Annotated in this window: 17 protein-coding genes and 1 tRNA gene; 16 read left to right on the top strand and 2 right to left on the bottom strand. The window is 58.6% G+C overall.

All coding sequences use genetic code 11. The annotated features are described in order from the left end of the window. Nucleotides 1-6: 6 nt before the first annotated feature. Entirely contained in the window at nt 7-831 is an 825-nt protein-coding gene (locus CWI75_RS00800) for an SDR family NAD(P)-dependent oxidoreductase (protein WP_101519568.1), read from the bottom strand. 299 nt (nt 832-1,130) lie between these two features. Between CWI75_RS00800 and carA the strand changes: the two genes are divergently transcribed. From carA to greA, 3 genes are read left to right on the top strand one after another with little or no spacing between them, the layout of a single operon-like run. Continuing rightward, nucleotides 1,131-2,273: a glutamine-hydrolyzing carbamoyl-phosphate synthase small subunit gene (gene carA / locus CWI75_RS00795; RefSeq protein WP_101519567.1), complete on the top strand. Its 1,143-nt coding sequence runs from the start codon at nt 1,131-1,133 to the stop codon at nt 2,271-2,273. Nucleotides 2,274-2,279: 6 nt separating this feature from the next. Next, nucleotides 2,280-5,501, top strand: coding sequence for a carbamoyl-phosphate synthase large subunit (carB, locus tag CWI75_RS00790; RefSeq protein ID WP_101519566.1), 3,222 nt, complete (start codon nt 2,280-2,282; stop codon nt 5,499-5,501). Beyond that, entirely contained in the window at nt 5,498-5,974 is a 477-nt protein-coding gene (gene greA / locus CWI75_RS00785) for a transcription elongation factor GreA (protein WP_101519565.1), read from the top strand. The genes carB and greA overlap by 4 nt, the downstream gene beginning before the upstream one ends. A gap of 37 nt (nt 5,975-6,011) precedes the next feature. Here the strand turns inward: greA and CWI75_RS00780 are convergent, their stop codons facing one another. Beyond that, nucleotides 6,012-6,323, bottom strand: coding sequence for a YhbY family RNA-binding protein (locus CWI75_RS00780; protein WP_241521026.1), 312 nt, complete (start codon nt 6,321-6,323; stop codon nt 6,012-6,014). 102 nt (nt 6,324-6,425) lie between these two features. On the opposite strand from CWI75_RS00780, the gene rlmE reads away from it, so the two are divergent. From rlmE to CWI75_RS00710, 13 genes are all read left to right on the top strand, one after another. Beyond that, on the top strand, nt 6,426-7,067 hold the full coding sequence (gene rlmE / locus CWI75_RS00775) for a 23S rRNA (uridine(2552)-2'-O)-methyltransferase RlmE (RefSeq protein WP_101519563.1): 642 nt from the start codon (nt 6,426-6,428) through the stop codon (nt 7,065-7,067). A gap of 194 nt (nt 7,068-7,261) precedes the next feature. After that, a complete protein-coding gene (gene ftsH / locus CWI75_RS00770) occupies nt 7,262-9,184 on the top strand; it encodes an ATP-dependent zinc metalloprotease FtsH (protein ID WP_175580185.1) in 1,923 nt (640 codons plus the stop codon). Nucleotides 9,185-9,192: 8 nt separating this feature from the next. Then, nucleotides 9,193-10,062 (top strand): dihydropteroate synthase, encoded by an 870-nt coding sequence (folP, locus tag CWI75_RS00765; RefSeq protein WP_101519561.1) that lies wholly within the window; start codon nt 9,193-9,195, stop codon nt 10,060-10,062. Then, nucleotides 10,059-11,414 carry a phosphoglucosamine mutase gene (glmM, locus tag CWI75_RS00760; RefSeq protein WP_101519560.1) on the top strand — a complete coding sequence of 452 codons (1,356 nt, stop codon included), beginning with the start codon at nt 10,059-10,061 and terminating at the stop codon, nt 11,412-11,414. Before folP ends, glmM begins: the two co-directional genes overlap by 4 nt. An 89-nt stretch (nt 11,415-11,503) precedes the next feature. After that, entirely contained in the window at nt 11,504-12,247 is a 744-nt protein-coding gene (gene tpiA, locus CWI75_RS00755; RefSeq protein ID WP_101519559.1) for a triose-phosphate isomerase, read from the top strand. Nucleotides 12,248-12,274: 27 nt separating this feature from the next. Further along, entirely contained in the window at nt 12,275-12,646 is a 372-nt protein-coding gene (gene secG, locus CWI75_RS00750; RefSeq protein WP_101519558.1) for a preprotein translocase subunit SecG, read from the top strand. Between the two features lie 9 nt (nt 12,647-12,655). Then, nucleotides 12,656-12,741, top strand: a tRNA-Leu gene (locus CWI75_RS00745). 289 nt (nt 12,742-13,030) lie between these two features. Then, on the top strand, nt 13,031-13,582 hold the full coding sequence (locus CWI75_RS00740) for a GNAT family N-acetyltransferase (protein ID WP_101519557.1): 552 nt from the start codon (nt 13,031-13,033) through the stop codon (nt 13,580-13,582). Between the two features lie 180 nt (nt 13,583-13,762). Further along, nucleotides 13,763-14,776, top strand: a complete 1,014-nt coding sequence (locus CWI75_RS00735) for a virulence RhuM family protein/type II toxin-antitoxin system death-on-curing family toxin (protein WP_101519556.1) — start codon at nt 13,763-13,765, stop codon at nt 14,774-14,776. Nucleotides 14,777-15,322: 546 nt separating this feature from the next. After that, nucleotides 15,323-16,279, top strand: coding sequence for a phage integrase N-terminal domain-containing protein (locus CWI75_RS00725; RefSeq protein WP_241521025.1), 957 nt, complete (start codon nt 15,323-15,325; stop codon nt 16,277-16,279). 72 nt (nt 16,280-16,351) lie between these two features. After that, nucleotides 16,352-16,576: a helix-turn-helix transcriptional regulator gene (locus CWI75_RS00720; RefSeq protein ID WP_101519554.1), complete on the top strand. Its 225-nt coding sequence runs from the start codon at nt 16,352-16,354 to the stop codon at nt 16,574-16,576. An 85-nt stretch (nt 16,577-16,661) separates the two neighbouring features. Then, nucleotides 16,662-17,558 (top strand): pentapeptide repeat-containing protein, encoded by an 897-nt coding sequence (locus tag CWI75_RS00715; protein ID WP_101519553.1) that lies wholly within the window; start codon nt 16,662-16,664, stop codon nt 17,556-17,558. After that, on the top strand, nt 17,555-18,226 hold the full coding sequence (locus CWI75_RS00710) for a nucleotidyltransferase domain-containing protein (protein ID WP_101519552.1): 672 nt from the start codon (nt 17,555-17,557) through the stop codon (nt 18,224-18,226). The genes CWI75_RS00715 and CWI75_RS00710 overlap by 4 nt, the downstream gene beginning before the upstream one ends. Nucleotides 18,227-18,542 lie beyond the last annotated feature (316 nt).

Below are 18,542 nucleotides of genomic sequence, written 5' to 3'. Positions count from 1 at the left end.
ATGGAGTCATGCCTGTTCGTCGCGGCCTATAGCACCCAGTCCTGACAGCAGTCGCGGGTAACTTACCGGGAACAGCCGAGATACCAGATTGATGAAGCGGGCGTCACTGCCGATCACCAGCCGCGGCTTGCGTCGCTCTATTGCGGTGACAATCTGTGCCGCCGCTGATTCTGCGGTGGTGCGAACATATTGATCGAAAGCGGCTCCGCGCTCCTCTTCGCTCATGTCCGCGGGGCCGCCGCGCCCACGGCGCGCAATATTGGTGCCCACGCCGCCCGGATGCACGCAGCAGACGTGCACGTTGCTGTCTGCCATCTCCAGCCGCAGGGCATCGGTGTAACCGCGCACTGCGAATTTGGAGGCGTTATAGGCCGACTGGGTGGGCACGCCGATCATGCCAAAAATGGATGAAATGTTGACCAGGTGCGCCGTCGGCGCCGCCTTGAGCAATGGCAGGAATGCGGTGGTGCCGTGAACGACGCCCCAGAAATTGATTCCCATGAGCCACTGGATATCCTCGTAACGCCCCTCGTCCACCCTGGCGGATAGCGCAACCCCGGCGTTATTGACCACAATATCAACACTGCCCCGGGCTTCGCGAATGGTTTCGGCCCAGCTGTCCATGGCGGTTTTATCCGCGACATCCAGCAGCTGCTGGTGGGCTGCCATCTCTGGTCTCGCCAGGCCGGCCACGGTTGCCGCCAGCCCCGCCTCGTCGATATCGCTGAGAAACAGGGTGCAGCCTTCGCTGTTGAGTTGCCGGGCGAGCGCGCGGCCAATGCCGGAACCGGCGCCGGTTATTACGGCGGACTTACCTGTGCTGTAGCTCATTGTGTATTGTGCCTTCTATTATTGGGTGCCTACATGATAAGAGAAGGCCTGCGTGACGCAACCGCTTTGTTGCAGCGCTGGGTAAAGGCGAGCTGGCCCAGCCTTTTGCTGGACAGCCACGGGGCGATCCCCTACAATGTGGACCGAGTTTTAACACGCCCGGACCGCGCCCCGGGCCCTGTGTTTACCTGCTAACAACCAGAGCTGATTCTATGAGGAAAAGCGAGATGTGGTCACCCCATCTCGCTTTTTTTCGGGCGCCCGCAGCCAAGGTTTGCCGCTGATTTCTGGAGGTGTTCTTGCCCATTCCCGCCCTGTTGGCCCTTGAAGATGGCACTGTTTTCAAAGGTTTGGCAATTGGTGCTGAAGGTGCTTCCGTAGGCGAGGTGGTATTTAATACCGCCATGACCGGCTACCAGGAAATCCTTACCGATCCTTCCTATGCGCGACAGATAGTCACTCTGACCTACCCCCATATCGGCAATACCGGCACCAACAGCGAAGACGAGGAGTCCCCGAGCATCTGGGCGACCGGCCTGGTCATTCGCGACTTGCCGCTGATGGCCAGTAACTACCGTAACCAGGAAGACCTGCAAAGCTATCTGCAGCGGCACAACATCGTGGCGATTGCCGACATTGATACTCGCCGTCTTACCCGGATCCTGCGGGAAAAGGGTGCCCAGGGCGGGTGTATCATGGCCGGTGCGGGAGTCGATGCGGAAGCCGCGGTGGCACAGGCTCGCGGCTTTGCCGGTATAACCGGGATGGACCTGGCGAAGGTGGTGGGAACCAGTACAACCTACACCTGGCGCGCGGGCACCTGGGCCCATGGGGCCGGCTTTCGCGAGTACAGCGATGCCGAGCTGCCCTGGCATGTGGTCGCTTATGATTACGGCACCAAGCGTAATATCCTCAGGATGCTGGTTGACCGCGGCTGCCGCCTCACCGTGGTGCCGGCCGAGACGCCTGCCGCCGAAGTGCTGGCAATGCAACCGGACGGGGTGTTCCTGTCCAGTGGTCCCGGCGACCCGGAGCCCTGCGATTACGCCGTCAGGGCCATTCTGGAAATCCTGGAAACGGATGTGCCGGTGTTCGGTATCTGCCTGGGCCACCAGTTACTGGGCCGGGCCAGCGGTGCCCGCACGGTGAAAATGAAATTCGGCCACCACGGCGCCAACCACCCGGTGCAGAACCTGGACGATGGCACCGTGATCATCACCAGCCAGAACCACGGCTTTGCCGTGGATGAGTCCACTCTGCCGGACAACCTGCGGGTCACGCACAAATCACTGTTTGACGGCTCCCTGCAGGGTATTCATCGTACCGACAAGGCGGCGTTCAGCTTCCAGGGGCACCCGGAAGCCAGCCCCGGACCGCACGATACCGCTCCCTTATTTGATCATTTCATCGAGCTCATCGCCGCACGAGCAGGAAACCGCTGATATACCATGCCTAAAAGAACCGACATCCAAAGTATCCTGATTCTCGGCGCCGGTCCCATCGTCATCGGCCAGGCCTGCGAGTTTGACTATTCCGGCGCCCAGGCCTGCAAGGCCCTGCGCGAGGAGGGTTACCGGGTTATCCTGGTGAACTCCAACCCGGCGACCATCATGACCGATCCGTCCATGGCGGACGCGACCTACATCGAGCCGATTGTCTGGCAGACGGTTGCGCAGATCATCGAGGCTGAGCGTCCCGATGCCCTGTTGCCCACCATGGGCGGGCAAACGGCACTCAATTGCGCCCTGGACCTGGCGCGCGAGGGGGTACTGGAAAAATACGGTGTCGAAATGATCGGCGCCACCAAAGAATCGATCGATATGGCGGAAGACCGCCAGTTGTTCGACCAGGCGATGAAGCGCATCGGCCTGGAGACGCCGCGCGCTGCCATGGCGCACAGCATGGAAGAAGCCTTCCAGGTGCTGGACCAGCTCGGCTTTCCCTGCATCATCAGGCCCTCCTTTACCATGGGCGGGTCCGGTGGCGGCATCGCCTACAACCGCGATGAATTCGAGCAGATCTGTACCCGCGGGCTGGACCTGTCGCCGACCAAGGAACTGCTGATTGACGAGTCCCTGATCGGCTGGAAAGAGTTTGAAATGGAAGTGGTGCGGGACAAGAACGACAACTGCATCATTGTCTGCGCCATCGAGAACTTTGACGCCATGGGTGTGCATACCGGAGACTCCATCACCGTTGCCCCCGCCCAGACGCTGACCGACAAGGAATACCAGATCATGCGCAACGCCTCGCTGGCGGTGCTGCGTGAAATTGGCGTTGAAACCGGCGGTTCCAACGTGCAGTTTGGTATGGACCCCAAAACCGGTCGCATGGTCGTTATCGAGATGAACCCTCGGGTATCGCGCTCCTCTGCGCTGGCCTCCAAGGCGACCGGCTTCCCCATCGCCAAGGTCGCCGCCAAGCTGGCGATTGGCTATACCCTGGACGAGCTGCAGAACGATATTACCGGTGGCGCCACCCCGGCGTCTTTCGAGCCTGCCATCGACTATGTCGTTACCAAGATTCCCCGCTTTGCCTTTGAAAAATTCGGCGGCGCAGACCCCCGTCTGACTACCCAGATGAAGTCGGTGGGCGAAGTGATGGCCATTGGCAGGACCTTTCAGGAGTCGCTGCAGAAGGCGATGCGCGGCCTGGAAGTGGGCTCCGCCGGGTTTGAGCACAAGCTCGACGTGGACCATCCGGATGCCCGGGTGGAACTGATTGCGGAACTGACAACCCCGGCGGAAGACCGCCTGTGGTACATCGGCGACGCCTTTCGCGCCGGCATGAGCGTGGACGAGGTTTACCGCTACTCCGGTGTCGATCCCTGGTTCCTGGTGCAGATCGAGGACATCATCGCCACCGAGAATGCACTCAAGCCGGTCACCCTGGCCGATATCGACTACGAACAGATGTTCCGCCTCAAGCGCAAGGGTTTTTCCGACACCCGGCTGGCGGTATTGCTGGGTATCAGCGAACGGGAACTGCGCAAACACCGCCAGGCGCTGGGCTGTCGCCCGGTCTACAAGCGCGTTGATACCTGTGCCGCCGAATTCGCCTCGGCCACGGCCTATATGTATTCCACCTACGAGGAGGAGTGCGAGGCGGCACCCTCGAACCGGGATAAAATCCTGGTGATCGGCGGCGGCCCCAACCGGATCGGCCAGGGGATCGAGTTTGATTACTGCTGCGTGCACGCCGCCCTGGCCATGCGCGAAGATGGCTATGAAACCATCATGATCAACTGCAACCCCGAGACCGTGTCTACTGACTACGATACCTCGGATCGCCTGTACTTTGAGCCGGTGACGCTGGAAGACGTGCTCGAAATCATCGACCTGGAAAAGCCCAAGGGAGTTATTGTGCAGTTTGGTGGCCAGACGCCGCTCAAGCTGGCCCGCGACCTGGAGGCCCATGGCGTGCCGATTATTGGCACCACGCCGGACGCGATTGACCGGGCGGAAGACCGCGAGCGTTTCCAGCACATGATCCAGAAGCTGGACCTGAAGCAGCCGGTGAATATTACCGTGCGCAGCGTTGAAGAGGCCGTCCAGGCGGCAGCAAGCATCGGCTATCCGCTGGTGGTGCGGCCATCCTACGTGCTCGGCGGTCGGGCCATGGAAATCGTCTATCGCGAGGAAGACCTGCTGCGCTACATGCGCGATGCGGTACAGGTGTCCAATGACGCCCCGGTACTGCTGGACAGTTTCCTGAGCGCTGCCATCGAAGTGGATATCGATGCGGTCAGCGACGGCGAACAGGTGGTGATCGGCGCCATCATGCAGCACATTGAGCAGGCCGGGGTGCACTCGGGTGATTCCGCCTGCTCCCTGCCGCCCTATAACCTGGCTGCGGAGGTGCAGGACGGCATGCGCGAGCAGGTCCGGCAGATGGCGCTGGAGCTGGGCGTGAAGGGGCTGATGAACGTACAGCTTGCCTGGCAGGACGACGAAATCTACGTGATCGAGGTTAACCCGCGGGCGTCGCGTACCGTGCCCTTCGTATCCAAGTGCATCGGCGTCTCCCTGGCCAAGGTGGCCGCGCGCTGCATGGTTGGCCAGACCCTGGTTGAGCAGGGCTTTACCCGGGAAGTAATACCCCCTTACTACTCGGTGAAGGAAGCGGTGATGCCGTTCAATAAATTCCCCGGGGTGGATCCTATTCTTGGCCCGGAAATGCGTTCCACCGGTGAAGTGATGGGCACCGGCGATACCTTTGCCGGCGCTTTTGCCAAGGCCCAGCTGGCCGCCGGGGAGCCGCCACCGCACAGTGGCACCGCGCTGATTAGCGTACGCGATGTCGACAAACCCGGCGCCGTGGCGGTCGCACGTGAACTGGTTGAACTGGGCTTCAGCCTGGCGGCGACCAATGGTACCGCGGACGCCCTGGAGGCAGCAGGCCTCACCGTGCGGCGGGTAAACAAGGTGCTCGAGGGGCGCCCACATATTGTCGACATGATCAAGAATGACGAGGCAGACCTTATTATCAATACCACCGAAGGCCGCCGTGCGATTGCCGATTCGGCCCCTATCCGGGCCAGTGCAGAACAACATCGGGTGTTCTACACTACTACGCTGGCAGCCGCCGAAGCGATGTGTATGGCGCTGAAACTGGAAACAGATAAAACAGTGCGCAGGTTGCAGGACCTCCACAGGAGTATCGGTGTATGAGTAAGGTGCCCATGACGGTCAGTGGCGAACGCAGCCTGCGCGAGGAGCTGGAACGGCTCAGGCGGGTTGACCGGCCGCGTATCACCCAGGCCATTGCGGAAGCGCGCGAGCACGGTGACCTCAAGGAAAACGCCGAGTATCACGCCGCACGTGAACAGCAGAGCTTCGCCGAGGGCCGGATCCAGAATATCGAAAGCAAGTTGTCGAATGCCCAGGTGATTGATGTCACCACTATTCCCCGCACCGGCAAGGTGATTTTCGGGACCACGGTGGAGCTGGTGAACGTGGATACCGATGCCACTGTCACCTACCGCATAGTGGGAGATGACGAAGCGGATGTGAAAAATAACCTGATTTCAGTCAGTTCGCCCATTGCCCGCGCGCTGATAGGCAAGGAAGAGGGCGATGTGGTGGTGGTTAAGGCCCCATCCGGCAATATAGAGTATGAAATAAGCCAGGTTCAGCATATCTAGCGGCCCGAGCGGGCCCACGCAACCGTTCCGTAAAGAGCTAGAAGGGGCGCATCAGGTTGGAGAGGCGCGGGTCAGGCTTGGCGGCGCGCCGCATCACCAGCACCACGTTACCGATACTTTGCACGAGCTCCGCCCCGGTGCGCGAACACAGCTCGGTAGCGAGCGCAGCGCGGGTCTCGCGATCAGGCGCTGCAAGCTTGACCTTGATCAGCTCGTGATCGGTGAGGGCCCTCTCCAGCTCCTGTAAAACGGTGTCGCTGAGGCCATTGCCGGCCACAGTGACCACCGGCTTCAGCTTGTGGCCGATGGCGCGCAGTTGTTTTTTGTCCTGAGAGGCTTTCTTGCTCATAGTCATTCCACGGTACAATGGCCGGATCTGGGGGCGCGTAGTCTACACAAGCCGGCGCGCGGCGCATAGGTTCGGGCTCCTCACAATACAGTAAGGGCGGTAATGGCCAAAAAGAAATCATCAAGCAAGGCGTGGTTGAAGGAGCATCGCGAAGATCCCTACGTACAGCGGGCGCAGCGTGAGGGCTATCGCTCGCGGTCATGCTACAAACTGCTGGAACTGCAGGAAAAAGACCGGTTGATCCGTCCCGGGATGACTGTGCTTGACCTGGGCAGCGCGCCCGGCGGCTGGTCCCAGGTGGCGGCGACACTGGTTGGCCATCACGGCCGGGTTATTGCATCCGATATCCTGGCGATGGATACCCTGGCCGGGGTCGAGTTCATCCAGGGTGATTTCACCGAGGAGGAAGTGTTCAACCGCATTCTCGCGGCGATAGGGGACCAACCCGTGGATGTGGTGATCTCCGATATGGCGCCCAACATGAGCGGAGTGAACGCTGTGGACCAGCCGCGGTCTATGTATCTCGTTGAGCTGGCGCTGGATATGGCCCAGCGAGTGCTGGCGCCCGGTGGCACCTTTGCCACCAAGGTCTTTCAGGGGGAGGGGTTCGACGACCTTTTCCGCGAAGCCCGTGCGGTATTTGGCAAAGTATTGACCCGCAAGCCGGCGGCGTCCCGGCCCCGGAGTCGCGAGGTTTACCTGGTGGCGCGGGAACTGCGCAGGCCACAGGGACAGGGGGCTTGAAACATGGAGCAGAGAACCCATCTATAGTACTCTGGTCGAACGTATCAACAATGACAGTAATGTGCGGCATGCAGGTTTGTCGCCGGGCCGGGGAAGAGATTCGGCTATAATGGAAAGTAATACCGGCAGCATTATCGGCTGTCACGTCCGCCCGCGACGGGTGGCCTATTGGTGAGGAAACAGCGTTGAACGATATGGTGAAAAATTTATTGTTATGGTTGGTGATCGCGGCGGTACTGCTGTCGGTGTTCAACAACTTCAACATGCAGAGCCCGACCGAGCAGGTCGGCTACTCTGAATTTATCCAGGAAATCCAGAACGAGCGGATTGAGAAGGTCGTGGTGGATGGGCTGACGATCAACGGTGAGCGCTATGACGGCTCTCGTTTTGAAACGATCCGGCCAATGGTTGAAGACCCCAAGCTGATAGACGACCTGCTGGAGCACAATGTTGAAGTGATCGGACGCAAGCCCGAGCAGCAGAGTGTCTGGACCCAGTTGCTGGTGGCGAGTTTCCCCATCCTGATCATCATTGCCGTGTTCATGTTCTTCATGCGGCAGATGCAGGGTGGCGGCGGTGGCCGTGGCGGCCCGATGAGCTTTGGCAAGAGCAAGGCCCGTCTCCTGGGAGAAGACCAGATCACTACCACTTTTGCCGATGTGGCCGGTGTTGACGAAGCCAAGGAAGATGTCCAGGAGCTGGTAGAGTTCCTGCGTGATCCCACCCGCTTCCAGAAGCTCGGTGGGCGGATTCCGCGCGGCGTGTTGATGGCCGGGCAGCCCGGTACCGGTAAAACCCTGCTGGCCAAGGCCATTGCGGGCGAAGCCAAGGTGCCTTTCTTCTCCATATCCGGCTCCGACTTTGTGGAAATGTTTGTCGGCGTGGGTGCCTCCCGTGTGCGCGACATGTTTGAGCAGGCCAAGAAGCAGGCACCGTGCATTATCTTTATCGACGAGATCGATGCGGTAGGTCGCCATCGTGGCGCCGGCATGGGCGGCGGGCACGATGAGCGCGAGCAGACCCTGAACCAGTTGCTGGTCGAGATGGACGGTTTTGAAGTGAATGACGGCGTTATTGTCATTGCCGCAACCAACCGGCCCGACGTACTTGACCCCGCGCTGCTGCGCCCGGGCCGCTTTGACCGCCAGGTGTACGTTGGCCTGCCGGATATCCGCGGTCGCGAGCAGATCCTCAAGGTGCACATGCGCAAGGTACCGCTTGCAGAAGACGTGGTGCCGTCAAAGATCGCCCGTGGCACCCCCGGCTTTTCCGGGGCGGACCTGGCCAACCTGGTGAATGAGTCGGCGCTGTTTGCCGCCCGCGCCGGTGTGCGCACGGTGGGCATGAGCCAGTTTGAAATGGCCAAGGACAAACTGATGATGGGCGCCGAGCGCAAATCCATGGTGATGTCCGATGACGAAAAGCGTAACACCGCGTACCACGAAGCGGGGCACGCTATTGTCGGTCGGCTGATGCCCGAGCACGATCCTGTATACAAGGTCAGTATTATTCCCCGTGGTCGGGCCCTCGGGGTAACCATGTTCCTGCCGGAGGAAGACCGCTACAGCCACAGCAGGCGCAATATTATCAGCCAGATCTGCAGCCTGTTCGGGGGCCGTATCGCGGAAGAGATTACCCTCGGCAAGGATGGGGTGACCACCGGTGCGTCCAACGATATCCAGCGCGCCACGACCATCGCCCGCAATATGGTTACCAAATGGGGCCTCTCGGAGAAAATGGGGCCGCTGATGTACGACGAGGCGGAGGAGGAAGTGTTCCTGGGCCGTTCTGCCGGGCAGCCTACCAAGTCGGTGTCCGCTGAAACCGCGAGGCAGATTGACGAGGAAGTGCGCCGCATTATTGATGAAAGCTACGCGACCGCCCAGCGGGTTCTGGAAGAGAATATCGAGAAGTTGCACCTCATGGCCGAAGCCCTGATGCTGTACGAAACGATTGATGCCGACCAGATCGACGACATCATGTCAGGGCGTAAAGCCCGCGAGCCCAGTGACTGGAACGATTCTTCCGGCGGTACCACCGCGGATAGCGGTGCGCAAACCGGGAAGGAACCAGGTGATGTCGTCAGCCCGATCGGCGGACCCGCCGGCGAGCACTGAAACCTGTCATGACCTCCCCTGAGCGCCCGGTGCTTGCCTGTGCCGGGCGCTCGCTAGATCTCTCACAGCCCATCGTGATGGGCATTATCAATACCACTCCTGACTCCTTCTCCGACGGTGGCGCCCTGTATCGCAGTGGTGTCCTTGACCTCGAGCAGGCCCTGGAGCGTGCGCGGGATTTGTGTGGGCAGGGTGCCGCTATCCTGGATATTGGTGGTGAATCCACGAGGCCCGGGGCCGCGCCGGTCTCCGTACAGCAGGAGCTGGACCGCGTACTGCCGCTGGTGGAACGCATTGCCGCCGAACTGGATGTGGTCATTTCCGTTGATACCAGCAGCGCCCGGGTAATATCCGCGGCGGCGGCCGCAGGTGCCGGCATGATCAACGATGTGCGTGCCCTTGTTCGCGAAGGTGCACTGGAGGCGGCCGCGGCAACGAGCCTGCCGATATGCCTGATGCATATGCAGGGAGACCCCTCTACCATGCAGCAGGCGCCTGTTTATCGGGATGTGGTAGCCGAAGTGGGAGCCTTCCTGGGCGAGCGTATTGCGGCCTGTGAAGCGGCGGGGATCCAGCGACAGAGACTGGTGCTGGACCCCGGGTTTGGCTTTGGCAAGACTCTCGCGCATAATTTCCAGTTACTGCAGCGACTGCCTGAACTGGCCATAGGGGGCTTGCCCCTGCTGGTGGGGCTGTCCAGGAAATCCCTGATCCGTAAAGTACTGGGTCGGGAGGTGGGCGACAGGCTGCCTGCGAGTCTTGCCCTGGCCGTACTGGCGGCCGAGCGGGGCGCTGCGATTATTCGGGTACACGATGTGGCTGAAACCAGGGATGCCCTGGCCATGTATGACGCACTCAAACAATGGGGACAACCGTGACAAGACGTTACTTTGGTACTGATGGCATTCGAGGGGCGGTAGGGGAACCACCGATCACCCCGGACTTCATGCTCAAGCTCGGCTGGGCCTGCGGCAGGGTATTCGCCCGCCAGACCCCGGACGGTGGCCACAGCACTGTTATCATCGGCAAGGATACCCGGGTTTCGGGTTATATGTTTGAATCCGCGCTGGAAGCCGGTCTGGTTGCGGCAGGCGTTGACGTAAAACTGCTGGGGCCGATGCCCACGCCGGCAGTCGCCCTGATGACACGTACCCAGAACGCGGTTGCCGGTATTGTCATCAGCGCCTCACATAACCCCTATTACGATAACGGCATCAAGTTTTTCTCCTCCGCCGGTTCAAAACTGGCCGACGAGGTTGAGCTGGCCATTGAAGCGGAGCTGGAGTGTGAGCTGACCGTGGTGCCCTCTGCCGATATTGGCAAGGTGGTACGTATTGCCGATGCGGCCGGGCGTTATATCGAATACTGCAAGTCCACCGTGCCCGAGGGCTTCAGTCTCCGTGGCATGCGTATTGCTGTGGATTGCGCCAACGGCGCAACCTATCACATCGCCCCCAATGTGCTCGCGGAACTGGGTGCGGATGTCGTGCCCATGGGCGTAAAGCCCGATGGCTACAATATCAATGAAGGCGTGGGTTCCACGGATACGGCCGGGTTGTCACGCCTGGTGCAGGAGTCCGGCGCCCAGTTGGGTATTGCCTATGACGGCGACGGCGATCGGGTCATGTTCGTGGATGCCGACGGCAGCGTGGTGGACGGCGACGAGCTGGTCTATATCATCGCCACCCATCGCGCCATCAATGGTCGTGCCGAGGCGGGAGTAGTGGGTACCCTCATGTCCAACCTGGGCCTGGAGCTTGCCCTGCGCGAACTGGGGCTCGAGTTCGCCCGTGCCAAAGTGGGTGATCGTTACGTCAAGGAGTTGATGGAGGCACGCGGCTGGCGTTTGGGGGGCGAGTCCTCCGGTCACATCATCTGTGCGGATCACACCACCACCGGAGACGGCATTGTGGCCAGCCTTCAGGTGTTGGTTGCACTGAAGGAATCCGGCCGCAACCTGGCGGACTTGCGTGCGGGCATGCGCAAGTGCCCCCAGACCATGATTAACCTGCCGATATCGAGCGGCGCTGACGTATCCGGCAATGCTGCTGTAGGTGCCGCGGTAACCGAGGTTGAGGTGCACCTGGCCGGCCGGGGCCGGGTATTGCTGCGCCCCTCCGGCACCGAGCCGTTGCTGCGGGTGATGGTGGAAGGCGAGGATGCCGGCGAAGTCGAGCGGCTCTGCCAGGGCCTCGCCAGGGACGTTGCGGCTGCCCTGGCGGCCGGCTGAAGCCGCTTTGCCCGCAACCCGCGTGTTGTCTTGTAAGTCATCATTAACTTGGGTAACATTGCGCCCCGTTTTGCCGGCAGGTAGAGGACATGATGCGACCGCTTGTTATCGGTAACTGGAAGATGCATGGCTCACAGGCCAGCGTCGAGTCCCTGCTTCGCGAGCTTGCGCGGCCGGGCGAACAATTACCGGCGGATGTGGTGGTATGCCCTTCATTTGTGCACCTGCAACAGGCCATTGGCCTGTGCGAGGGATCCCCTGTCGAAGTCGGCGCCCAGGATTGCAGCGCGCAGGATTCGGGCGCTCGCACCGGCGACGTATCAGCCGCGATGCTTGCCGACCTGGGTTGCCGGTGGGTGATCGTCGGGCACTCCGAACGTCGCCAGTACCACGCCGAAGGTGATGAACTGATTGCCGCCAAGATTACGGCAGCGATCAGCGCCGGTCTGAACGTGGTGGTGTGTGTTGGCGAAACCCGTGCCGAGCGTGAAGCGGGAGATGCCCATGCCGTTGTGGCAGGGCAGGTTCGCGGTGCGCTCGCCGGCCAGGCCAGCCTGGGCGGCATTGCAGTGGCTTATGAGCCGATCTGGGCCATTGGTACCGGCCTTACCGCCACGCCCGACCAGGCGCAGCAGATGCATGCCTTCATACGTGCACAGCTGCCCGGGCAGAAAGGTGTGGAAACAAACAGGGTGCCCCTGTTGTATGGGGGCAGCGTGAAGCCTGATAATGCAGCGGCATTGTTCGGGCAACCCGATATTGACGGCGCCCTGGTGGGCGGGGCGTCACTGGATGCCGGAGATTTCAGGCACATTATCATGGCCGCCGAATAACGAGGGCCCTTTAGGGTACAAGCTTTTATGGAACAGATTATTCTTATCGTACACCTGCTGATCGCACTGGCGATCATTGCCCTGATCATGCTGCAGCAGGGCAAGGGTGCGGATGCCGGCGCCTCTTTCGGGGCCGGCGCCTCTCAAACCGTATTCGGCAGCGCCGGCAGCAGCAACGCCCTGACTCGCGCAACCGCCTGGCTGGTAGTGTTGTTTTTCGCCACCAGCTTCGGTCTCGCCCTGCTGGCCACCCAGAAAACGCAGGTGGTTGACGATCTGGACCTGTTTATCCCGGAAGCTGAAGAAGGTGTCGCCCCGGCACTGGATTCGGATGTGCCAGTAGTGGATAATACCAGCCCTTCGATGGAGCCCACGGATAACGAAGTTCCAGAGTTGTAAGTTTTATTTGCCGAAGTGGTGGAATTGGTAGACACGCTATCTTGAGGGGGTAGTGAGCAACGCTCGTGCGGGTTCAAGTCCCGCCTTCGGCACCATTATTTGAACAACCGCTCCGCATTGCGGAGTGCTCGTGCGGGCCTGCGCGGCCCGGACAAGTCCCACCTTCGGCACCATTATTTGAAATCAAAATAGCCCTGTACTTGCAGGGCTTTTTTGTGTTCGTCTGTTACGTAGCGGTGCATCCCCAACCGTTGATGTGGGCAAATATCGGCATCTGCGCGGGGCGCGAAATGAAGAACCATCAGATGGCAATGTTATTCGAGCGCGAGAATGAGTGATTGGGTATTTGGGAGCGCAGCCACGCCTGCTCGAACGGGACTTGTTATGAGCATCACTTTTCGACCACTCACCAGGTATGATGATAACTATTCTAAAGTTATCGACCTTTATAAGGGATCATTTCCGGGAGCCCAGCGTATACCGTCATGTTTGCTTCGTTACAAACTGAGACATGGGAAGAAAGGTTTTGATGTTCTTTATGAAGATGATAACTGGGTTGGCCTTGTCTATGCTACCGAGTTTAGAGACATTAATTTTCTACAATTTCTGGCAATATCAGAGTCGCTCCGAGCCTATGGGTACGGGAGCAAGGTAATGGCATCAATGAGGTATATGCAGCCTGGAAAAAGAATAGTACTGAATATCGAAGAACTTGATGAGCAAGCACAAAACTCCCAGCAGAGGGTAAAGCGCAAGGCGTTTTATGAGAAAAACGGCTTCAGTTCGTCCGGGTATATTGTGAGAGAGCCCGATGGACGATACGAGATGTTGATAAAGGGAGGGAGTATCAGCAAAGAAGAAATTGAGGCAATGTACAGGAGCCTCTTTGGTCACATTATTGGTTTTTTCATTCGACCTGAAGTAATAAAGATTTGAGCCAACACATTTGCCAAGATAGTCATAACAAGGCAATGACGAGCGGCGCAAAATGATGCAGTGGTGGGGGAATTGCCTGGACCAGTTGCGCAGCGGGCGCTCTAATGTGGTGCCTGGGAGTTTCGGTGCGGGAAGCTGGGCACAGGCCGACGGCAGCTGGCGCAGTGAGGTGGCGAAGCCATGAGTGATCTACAAGTACAGATATTCACCAGCCAGGATGGCAGCGCTCAGTTGGAGGTGGCCTTAGATCAGGAGACGGTCTGGTTAAGTCAGGCTCAGCTGGCTGAACTGTTCGGCAAAGATGTACGCACCGTAAATGAGCACATCGGCAACGTGTTCGCCGAGGGAGAGCTGGGGAGGGAGGCAACTATCCGGAAATTCCGGATAGTTCGCCAGGAGGGGAAACGCCAGGTAAGGCGCGAGATCGACCACTATAATCTTGATGTCATCATTTCCGTAGGCTACCGGGTCAAAAGCCAGCGCGGTGTCCAATTCCGTCAGTGGGCCAGCCGGGTGCTCAAGGACCACCTGGTCCAGGGCTACACCCTCAACCAGCGTCGCCTTGCCGAGCGGGACATTGATCAGAAGCAGTTATTTGATCTTCTGAGTCGCACCCTCACTAACCAGGGACTAGTTTCTGCGGAAGGCGAAGCCGTGGCCCGGGTCATCAGCGACTACGCCCGCTCCTGGAGTCTACTGCAGGGCTACGACGAGCAGCAGCTGGCCGAGATCGGCATCAAGCAACCCGACATGCGCGTGCTGTTGCTGGATGAAGCGCTGGCGGCCATCGCGAAACTCAAGCAGACCCTGATCTCCAAGGGCGAGGCCACGGAACTGTTCGGCCAGGTGCGTGGTGAGGGGCTGGCGTCGGCCTTGGCTACAATTGAGCAGGGCTTCGGTGACGAGCTGTTCTATCCCAACGTCGCCAGCCGTGCCGCGCACCTGCTGTACTTCGTGATCAAGAACCACCCGCTGGCCGACGGCAACAAGCGCTGCGGTTCCTTCCTGTTCCTGTGGTACCTGCGTCGTAATCAGGCGTTGCTGGCGAAGCCGGTAGAGCAGTTGATCAACGACAATACCCTGGTGGCCCTTGCCTTGCTGGTGGCGGAGAGCCTGCCGGACCAGAAGACCTTGATGATCCGATTGATTGAACACTTCATCCTGCTGCAGGAGCCAGCGGTGGACGAGGACTGAGCGCCTACGTCACTATAAAGCGAAAGCGGGTAGTGACGTAGGCCAGGCAGGACGGGAAAAAAGCCCGCCGCAAGTAGACCGGGTTTATTGTGGCAGCCGCATTATCTGTTGTTCTATAGTTCCCCCAGCAACGGAATTTACCCGTGGCCACTACGGTAAAGTGGCAAGGAAGCCCCCACCTTGGATTCGCAAACGGGGTAGGCGGATTCCGGTGGTATCGGAATCTGCTGAACGCGTCGCCCAGGGCCTTCCTCGACGCAACGGTCAGTGATGACCGGGTCCATCTTCGAACCATCACGGTGCCCCACAGCCTGGGTCGCCGCACCTTCCAATCCATCCCGCTCTTCCAGGGATCTGTCCAAACGCCGCAGTTGCTGTCGGGGGGGCTGTCCTCGGACGCCCACTGTTTTTTTTAACCACGCAAACACTCTGGCGGTCAGAGTGTTCTGCCCGTTTCACTCAGGAGGTAATTCCACCCCAGACTCAGGCTGGCTAACCGTTGGTTTGCACGGGCCAGTTTTCTGCCGAAAACACACCGTGCTCTCTATGGCCAGACACATTCAGGTCAACCGGGATTGGTGTCCCGTGATCGCCCCGCGCAAGCGGTCCCGTCCAGCTGCGGCTGGCAGGAGATCAGAATCACTAACCGAGAGGAACAGCACCATACAGGATCTGAACTACCAACTGAAAATACTGTGCCGTCACAGCCGTGAAGGCAGCTACAGCACCCGCGTGGGCCGCGAGCGGCAGCTAACGGCGATTGCCAACCAGCTGCCCCAGCTCGGTTACCGCAGGATGGGCGCCCGCTCCCTGAAACCCAAACATGTCGAAGCGCTGGTACAGGCCTGGCTGCAACAGGGCCTGAACCCCGGCACGATAAAGAATCAGATGAGCTGCCTGCGCTGGTGGGCGGAAAAGGTCAACAAGCAGAGTGTAGTCGCGCGCGGCAACGACCACTACGGCATACCTGACAGAAAGCTGATAGGGGAGGCAAGCAAAGCGCGCGAACTGACCGCCGGCAAGCTGGAATTGATCAAGGACCCCTATGTGCGTATGAGCCTCCGGCTGCAAGCCGCATTTGGCCTGCGCCGGGAAGAGGCCCTGAAGATCCAGCCGCGCTGGAGCGACCAAGGACACTGGCTGCAGCTCAAGTCCAGCTGGACCAAAGACGGCCGCGCTCGCAGCGTGCCCATCCTTACCGAGCGCCAGCGGGCGGTACTGGCTGATGCCAAGCACCTGGCGGGCTCAGGTTCCCTGATCCCCCGGGAGCGAATGTACATCCAGCAACTACGCATCTATGAACGCCAGACCGCCAATGCCGGGCTCTCGAAGTTACACGGATTGCTCCACGCGTATGCTCAACAACGCTACCAAGACCTGACTGGCTGGGCCTGTCCCCATGCGGGCGGCCCCAGCCGGAATGCCCTCAGCGCAGAAGAATGGGACACGGACGAGCGGGCGCGCCTCAGCATCAGCCAGGAGCTCGGCCACACCCGGCTGTAGATCGTGGCGGTGTACTGCGGTATCTAGACGTGCTGGGAAGCCATAACCAAACGCATAACCAAGGAGCTAACAATGAACAGGCGAATTCTGCGACTGAAAGACGTCAAAGCGATGACCAGGCTGTCCCGGTCGACCATCTATGCTGAAATAGCTAGGGGGCACTTCCCCAGGCAGATCAAACTGACCGGCGCCAGGTCGTTCGGATGGCATGAGAGCGCTGTGATTCATTGGATTGAGACGCGGGAGGGGGTGGTCGCGGGTCTTAAGAACGCCAATCGCGGAGATGCGGATATTTGATCTTAAAACGGTATACTCACTAATGGTGAATTGTAAAAGCTGATGGCCTCGTTCTAGAATGAAGTGGGTTAAGATAGGGTGATTGATGACAGATAATGGAGCTTTCTTAGTAGGTCGTGCAACTGGAGAATGGCCGCAAGCCTCTACTCCCGCCGAGAACTTGCTATTTGCTGCAGAAAGGCTAGACGGAAAAGTTCTTGAAGCGGTAGAGTTTGCGCACTGTACATTTGCCAACGTTAGTTTCAAGGAAGCGCAACTAAAGCAATGTAAGTTCGTCAATTGCGCGTTTCTGAACTGCTATTTTCGCAAGACATCTATACAAGGTTCGGCGTTTTTAGGCTGCAAATTCATTGCATGCGAATTCCCGAAGGCAACAGTCCACTCCTCTGATTTCAAGTATTCGAAGTTCTCGCAGTGTCGCATCGCTTTCGATGAGCTCGAGCACTCATTGCCACGGGAACCAAATTTGCGTGAAGAACTTTGCCATGATTTATCCATAGCTTCTGACGCATTAGGCGACAATCGTGACGCCCGGCGTTATCGCTTAAAAGCAATCGAAGCACGAACGGAGCATCTCAAAGCAGCAGTTCTTGGTCGAAGCACTTGGTACGAAACCCATTACGCTGGTTTAAGGAAGGCAAAGGCATTTTCCGACTTGGTAGGGCATTGGCTTAATGGCTTCGTCTGGGGGCACGGGGAAAAGTGGTGGGTGCTTCTTCGGAATCTCTTCATTCTGGCATTTGTTGTTTTTCCCTCAATTCTTTGGTTTGTTAGAACAGGCCTAACACGAGGTGGAGAAGTGCTAACCCTATGGGAGGTCATCTGGTTAAGTGTTACGACAATTATCCCTGTGGATGGTGTTACCGATGCGGTGCAAGCGACATCATTGATGGCAAGACTGGCACTGGTTGCTGAAGGTTTCGTTGGAATCGTCGCGGCTGGCTTGTTTGTAGCGCTATTTGTAAGGGCGATCGTAAAATGATGAGCTTAGATCAAGCTGTGGTGCTCTATGGATCAGTTGCGAGAGGTGACGCTGATAATTCAAGTGATGTAGACGTCCTTGTAATAAGCCCAAACGCGGAGAGCTATGACGAACAGGCAGTTGTTGGTTACGCCCAGGGCCGGCCGATAAATGTGAGTCATTACACGTGGCCTGAGTTCGAGGCAATGAGCGTGTCAGGTTCGCTGTTCATAAGGCATCTTGCTGCTGAGGCCAAGCCTATTGTTTATGAGGGAAATGGCGAAGAGCACTACCGTCGAACCTTGAATATGGTTACTGAGTATTGTCACGCAGAACGTGACCTGGCATCGTTTCGATTGGGCATTGATGACTGTAGGCGCGGATTCCACGCAGGCTCATCGGGAGAATATGAAATGGCTGTACTAGGAGGAATAGCGCGTCATTCCTCCGTATTGGCGTGCTACTTGGCAGGGGTAATTACATTTGGCCGGATGAGTATCACTAAGGCCTGCCAAGTGTTGGGGATGGAAGACATTGCCGCAACACTAGTTTTGGCACATCGATTTCGATTATTTGAGCAAAGGCAATGCCTTCAGCCTAAAACGATAGATGGGGCTGATGTTACGTTGACGATCGATGCATGCGACAAATTTATAGATGCGGTTTCGGGGCTACTCAATGACAAGTAAGCAAGATTGTCTGGAATTGATAGCTAAGACGCTGAGTTCCGCTCCGGACCCTGCGTCTGCATACGTATTAAGGGCTAGGCTGCATAGATCCCTTTTGATGGTAGGGAGGTGGATTGCCAATGATTTCGGAAATCCGTTACCAGCTTTTCCAGATGAGCTTGTTCGTCTTAGCGTTCAGGACGACGATGCTTCAAGAATTATGATTCTTTGCAATGAAGTATTGGCACAATCAAAGTCGCTTTGTCAGCCTAGCGAGTCCCTTGAGGACCGATGGAAAAGCGGTTGGGACCAAGTTGCAGAGAATTTGGTGTCGCTT

The organism is Kineobactrum sediminis (assembly GCF_002868715.1).
Classification (GTDB): domain Bacteria; phylum Pseudomonadota; class Gammaproteobacteria; order Pseudomonadales; family Halieaceae; genus Kineobactrum; species Kineobactrum sediminis.
This window is presented reverse-complemented; position numbering and strand designations above follow the sequence as displayed.

Bases quoted from the DNA above. Each gene is read 5' to 3' on its own strand.
- CWI75_RS00780 (WP_241521026.1), bottom strand. From the start codon at position 6,323: ATGAGCAAGAAAGCCTCTCAGGACAAAAAACAACTGCGCGCCATCGGC.
- ftsH (WP_175580185.1), top strand. From the start codon at position 7,262: ATGGTGAAAAATTTATTGTTATGGTTGGTGATCGCGGCGGTACTGCTG.
- CWI75_RS00710 (WP_101519552.1), top strand. From the start codon at position 17,555: ATGATGAGCTTAGATCAAGCTGTGGTGCTCTATGGATCAGTTGCGAGA.
- CWI75_RS00735 (WP_101519556.1), top strand. From the start codon at position 13,763: ATGAGTGATCTACAAGTACAGATATTCACCAGCCAGGATGGCAGCGCT.
- carB (WP_101519566.1), top strand. From the start codon at position 2,280: ATGCCTAAAAGAACCGACATCCAAAGTATCCTGATTCTCGGCGCCGGT.
- secG (WP_101519558.1), top strand. From the start codon at position 12,275: ATGGAACAGATTATTCTTATCGTACACCTGCTGATCGCACTGGCGATC.
- CWI75_RS00725 (WP_241521025.1), top strand. From the start codon at position 15,323: ATGGCCAGACACATTCAGGTCAACCGGGATTGGTGTCCCGTGATCGCC.
- CWI75_RS00715 (WP_101519553.1), top strand. From the start codon at position 16,662: ATGACAGATAATGGAGCTTTCTTAGTAGGTCGTGCAACTGGAGAATGG.
- folP (WP_101519561.1), top strand. From the start codon at position 9,193: ATGACCTCCCCTGAGCGCCCGGTGCTTGCCTGTGCCGGGCGCTCGCTA.
- tpiA (WP_101519559.1), top strand. From the start codon at position 11,504: ATGATGCGACCGCTTGTTATCGGTAACTGGAAGATGCATGGCTCACAG.
- CWI75_RS00740 (WP_101519557.1), top strand. From the start codon at position 13,031: ATGAGCATCACTTTTCGACCACTCACCAGGTATGATGATAACTATTCT.
- rlmE (WP_101519563.1), top strand. From the start codon at position 6,426: ATGGCCAAAAAGAAATCATCAAGCAAGGCGTGGTTGAAGGAGCATCGC.
- CWI75_RS00720 (WP_101519554.1), top strand. From the start codon at position 16,352: ATGAACAGGCGAATTCTGCGACTGAAAGACGTCAAAGCGATGACCAGG.
- greA (WP_101519565.1), top strand. From the start codon at position 5,498: ATGAGTAAGGTGCCCATGACGGTCAGTGGCGAACGCAGCCTGCGCGAG.
- CWI75_RS00800 (WP_101519568.1), bottom strand. From the start codon at position 831: ATGAGCTACAGCACAGGTAAGTCCGCCGTAATAACCGGCGCCGGTTCC.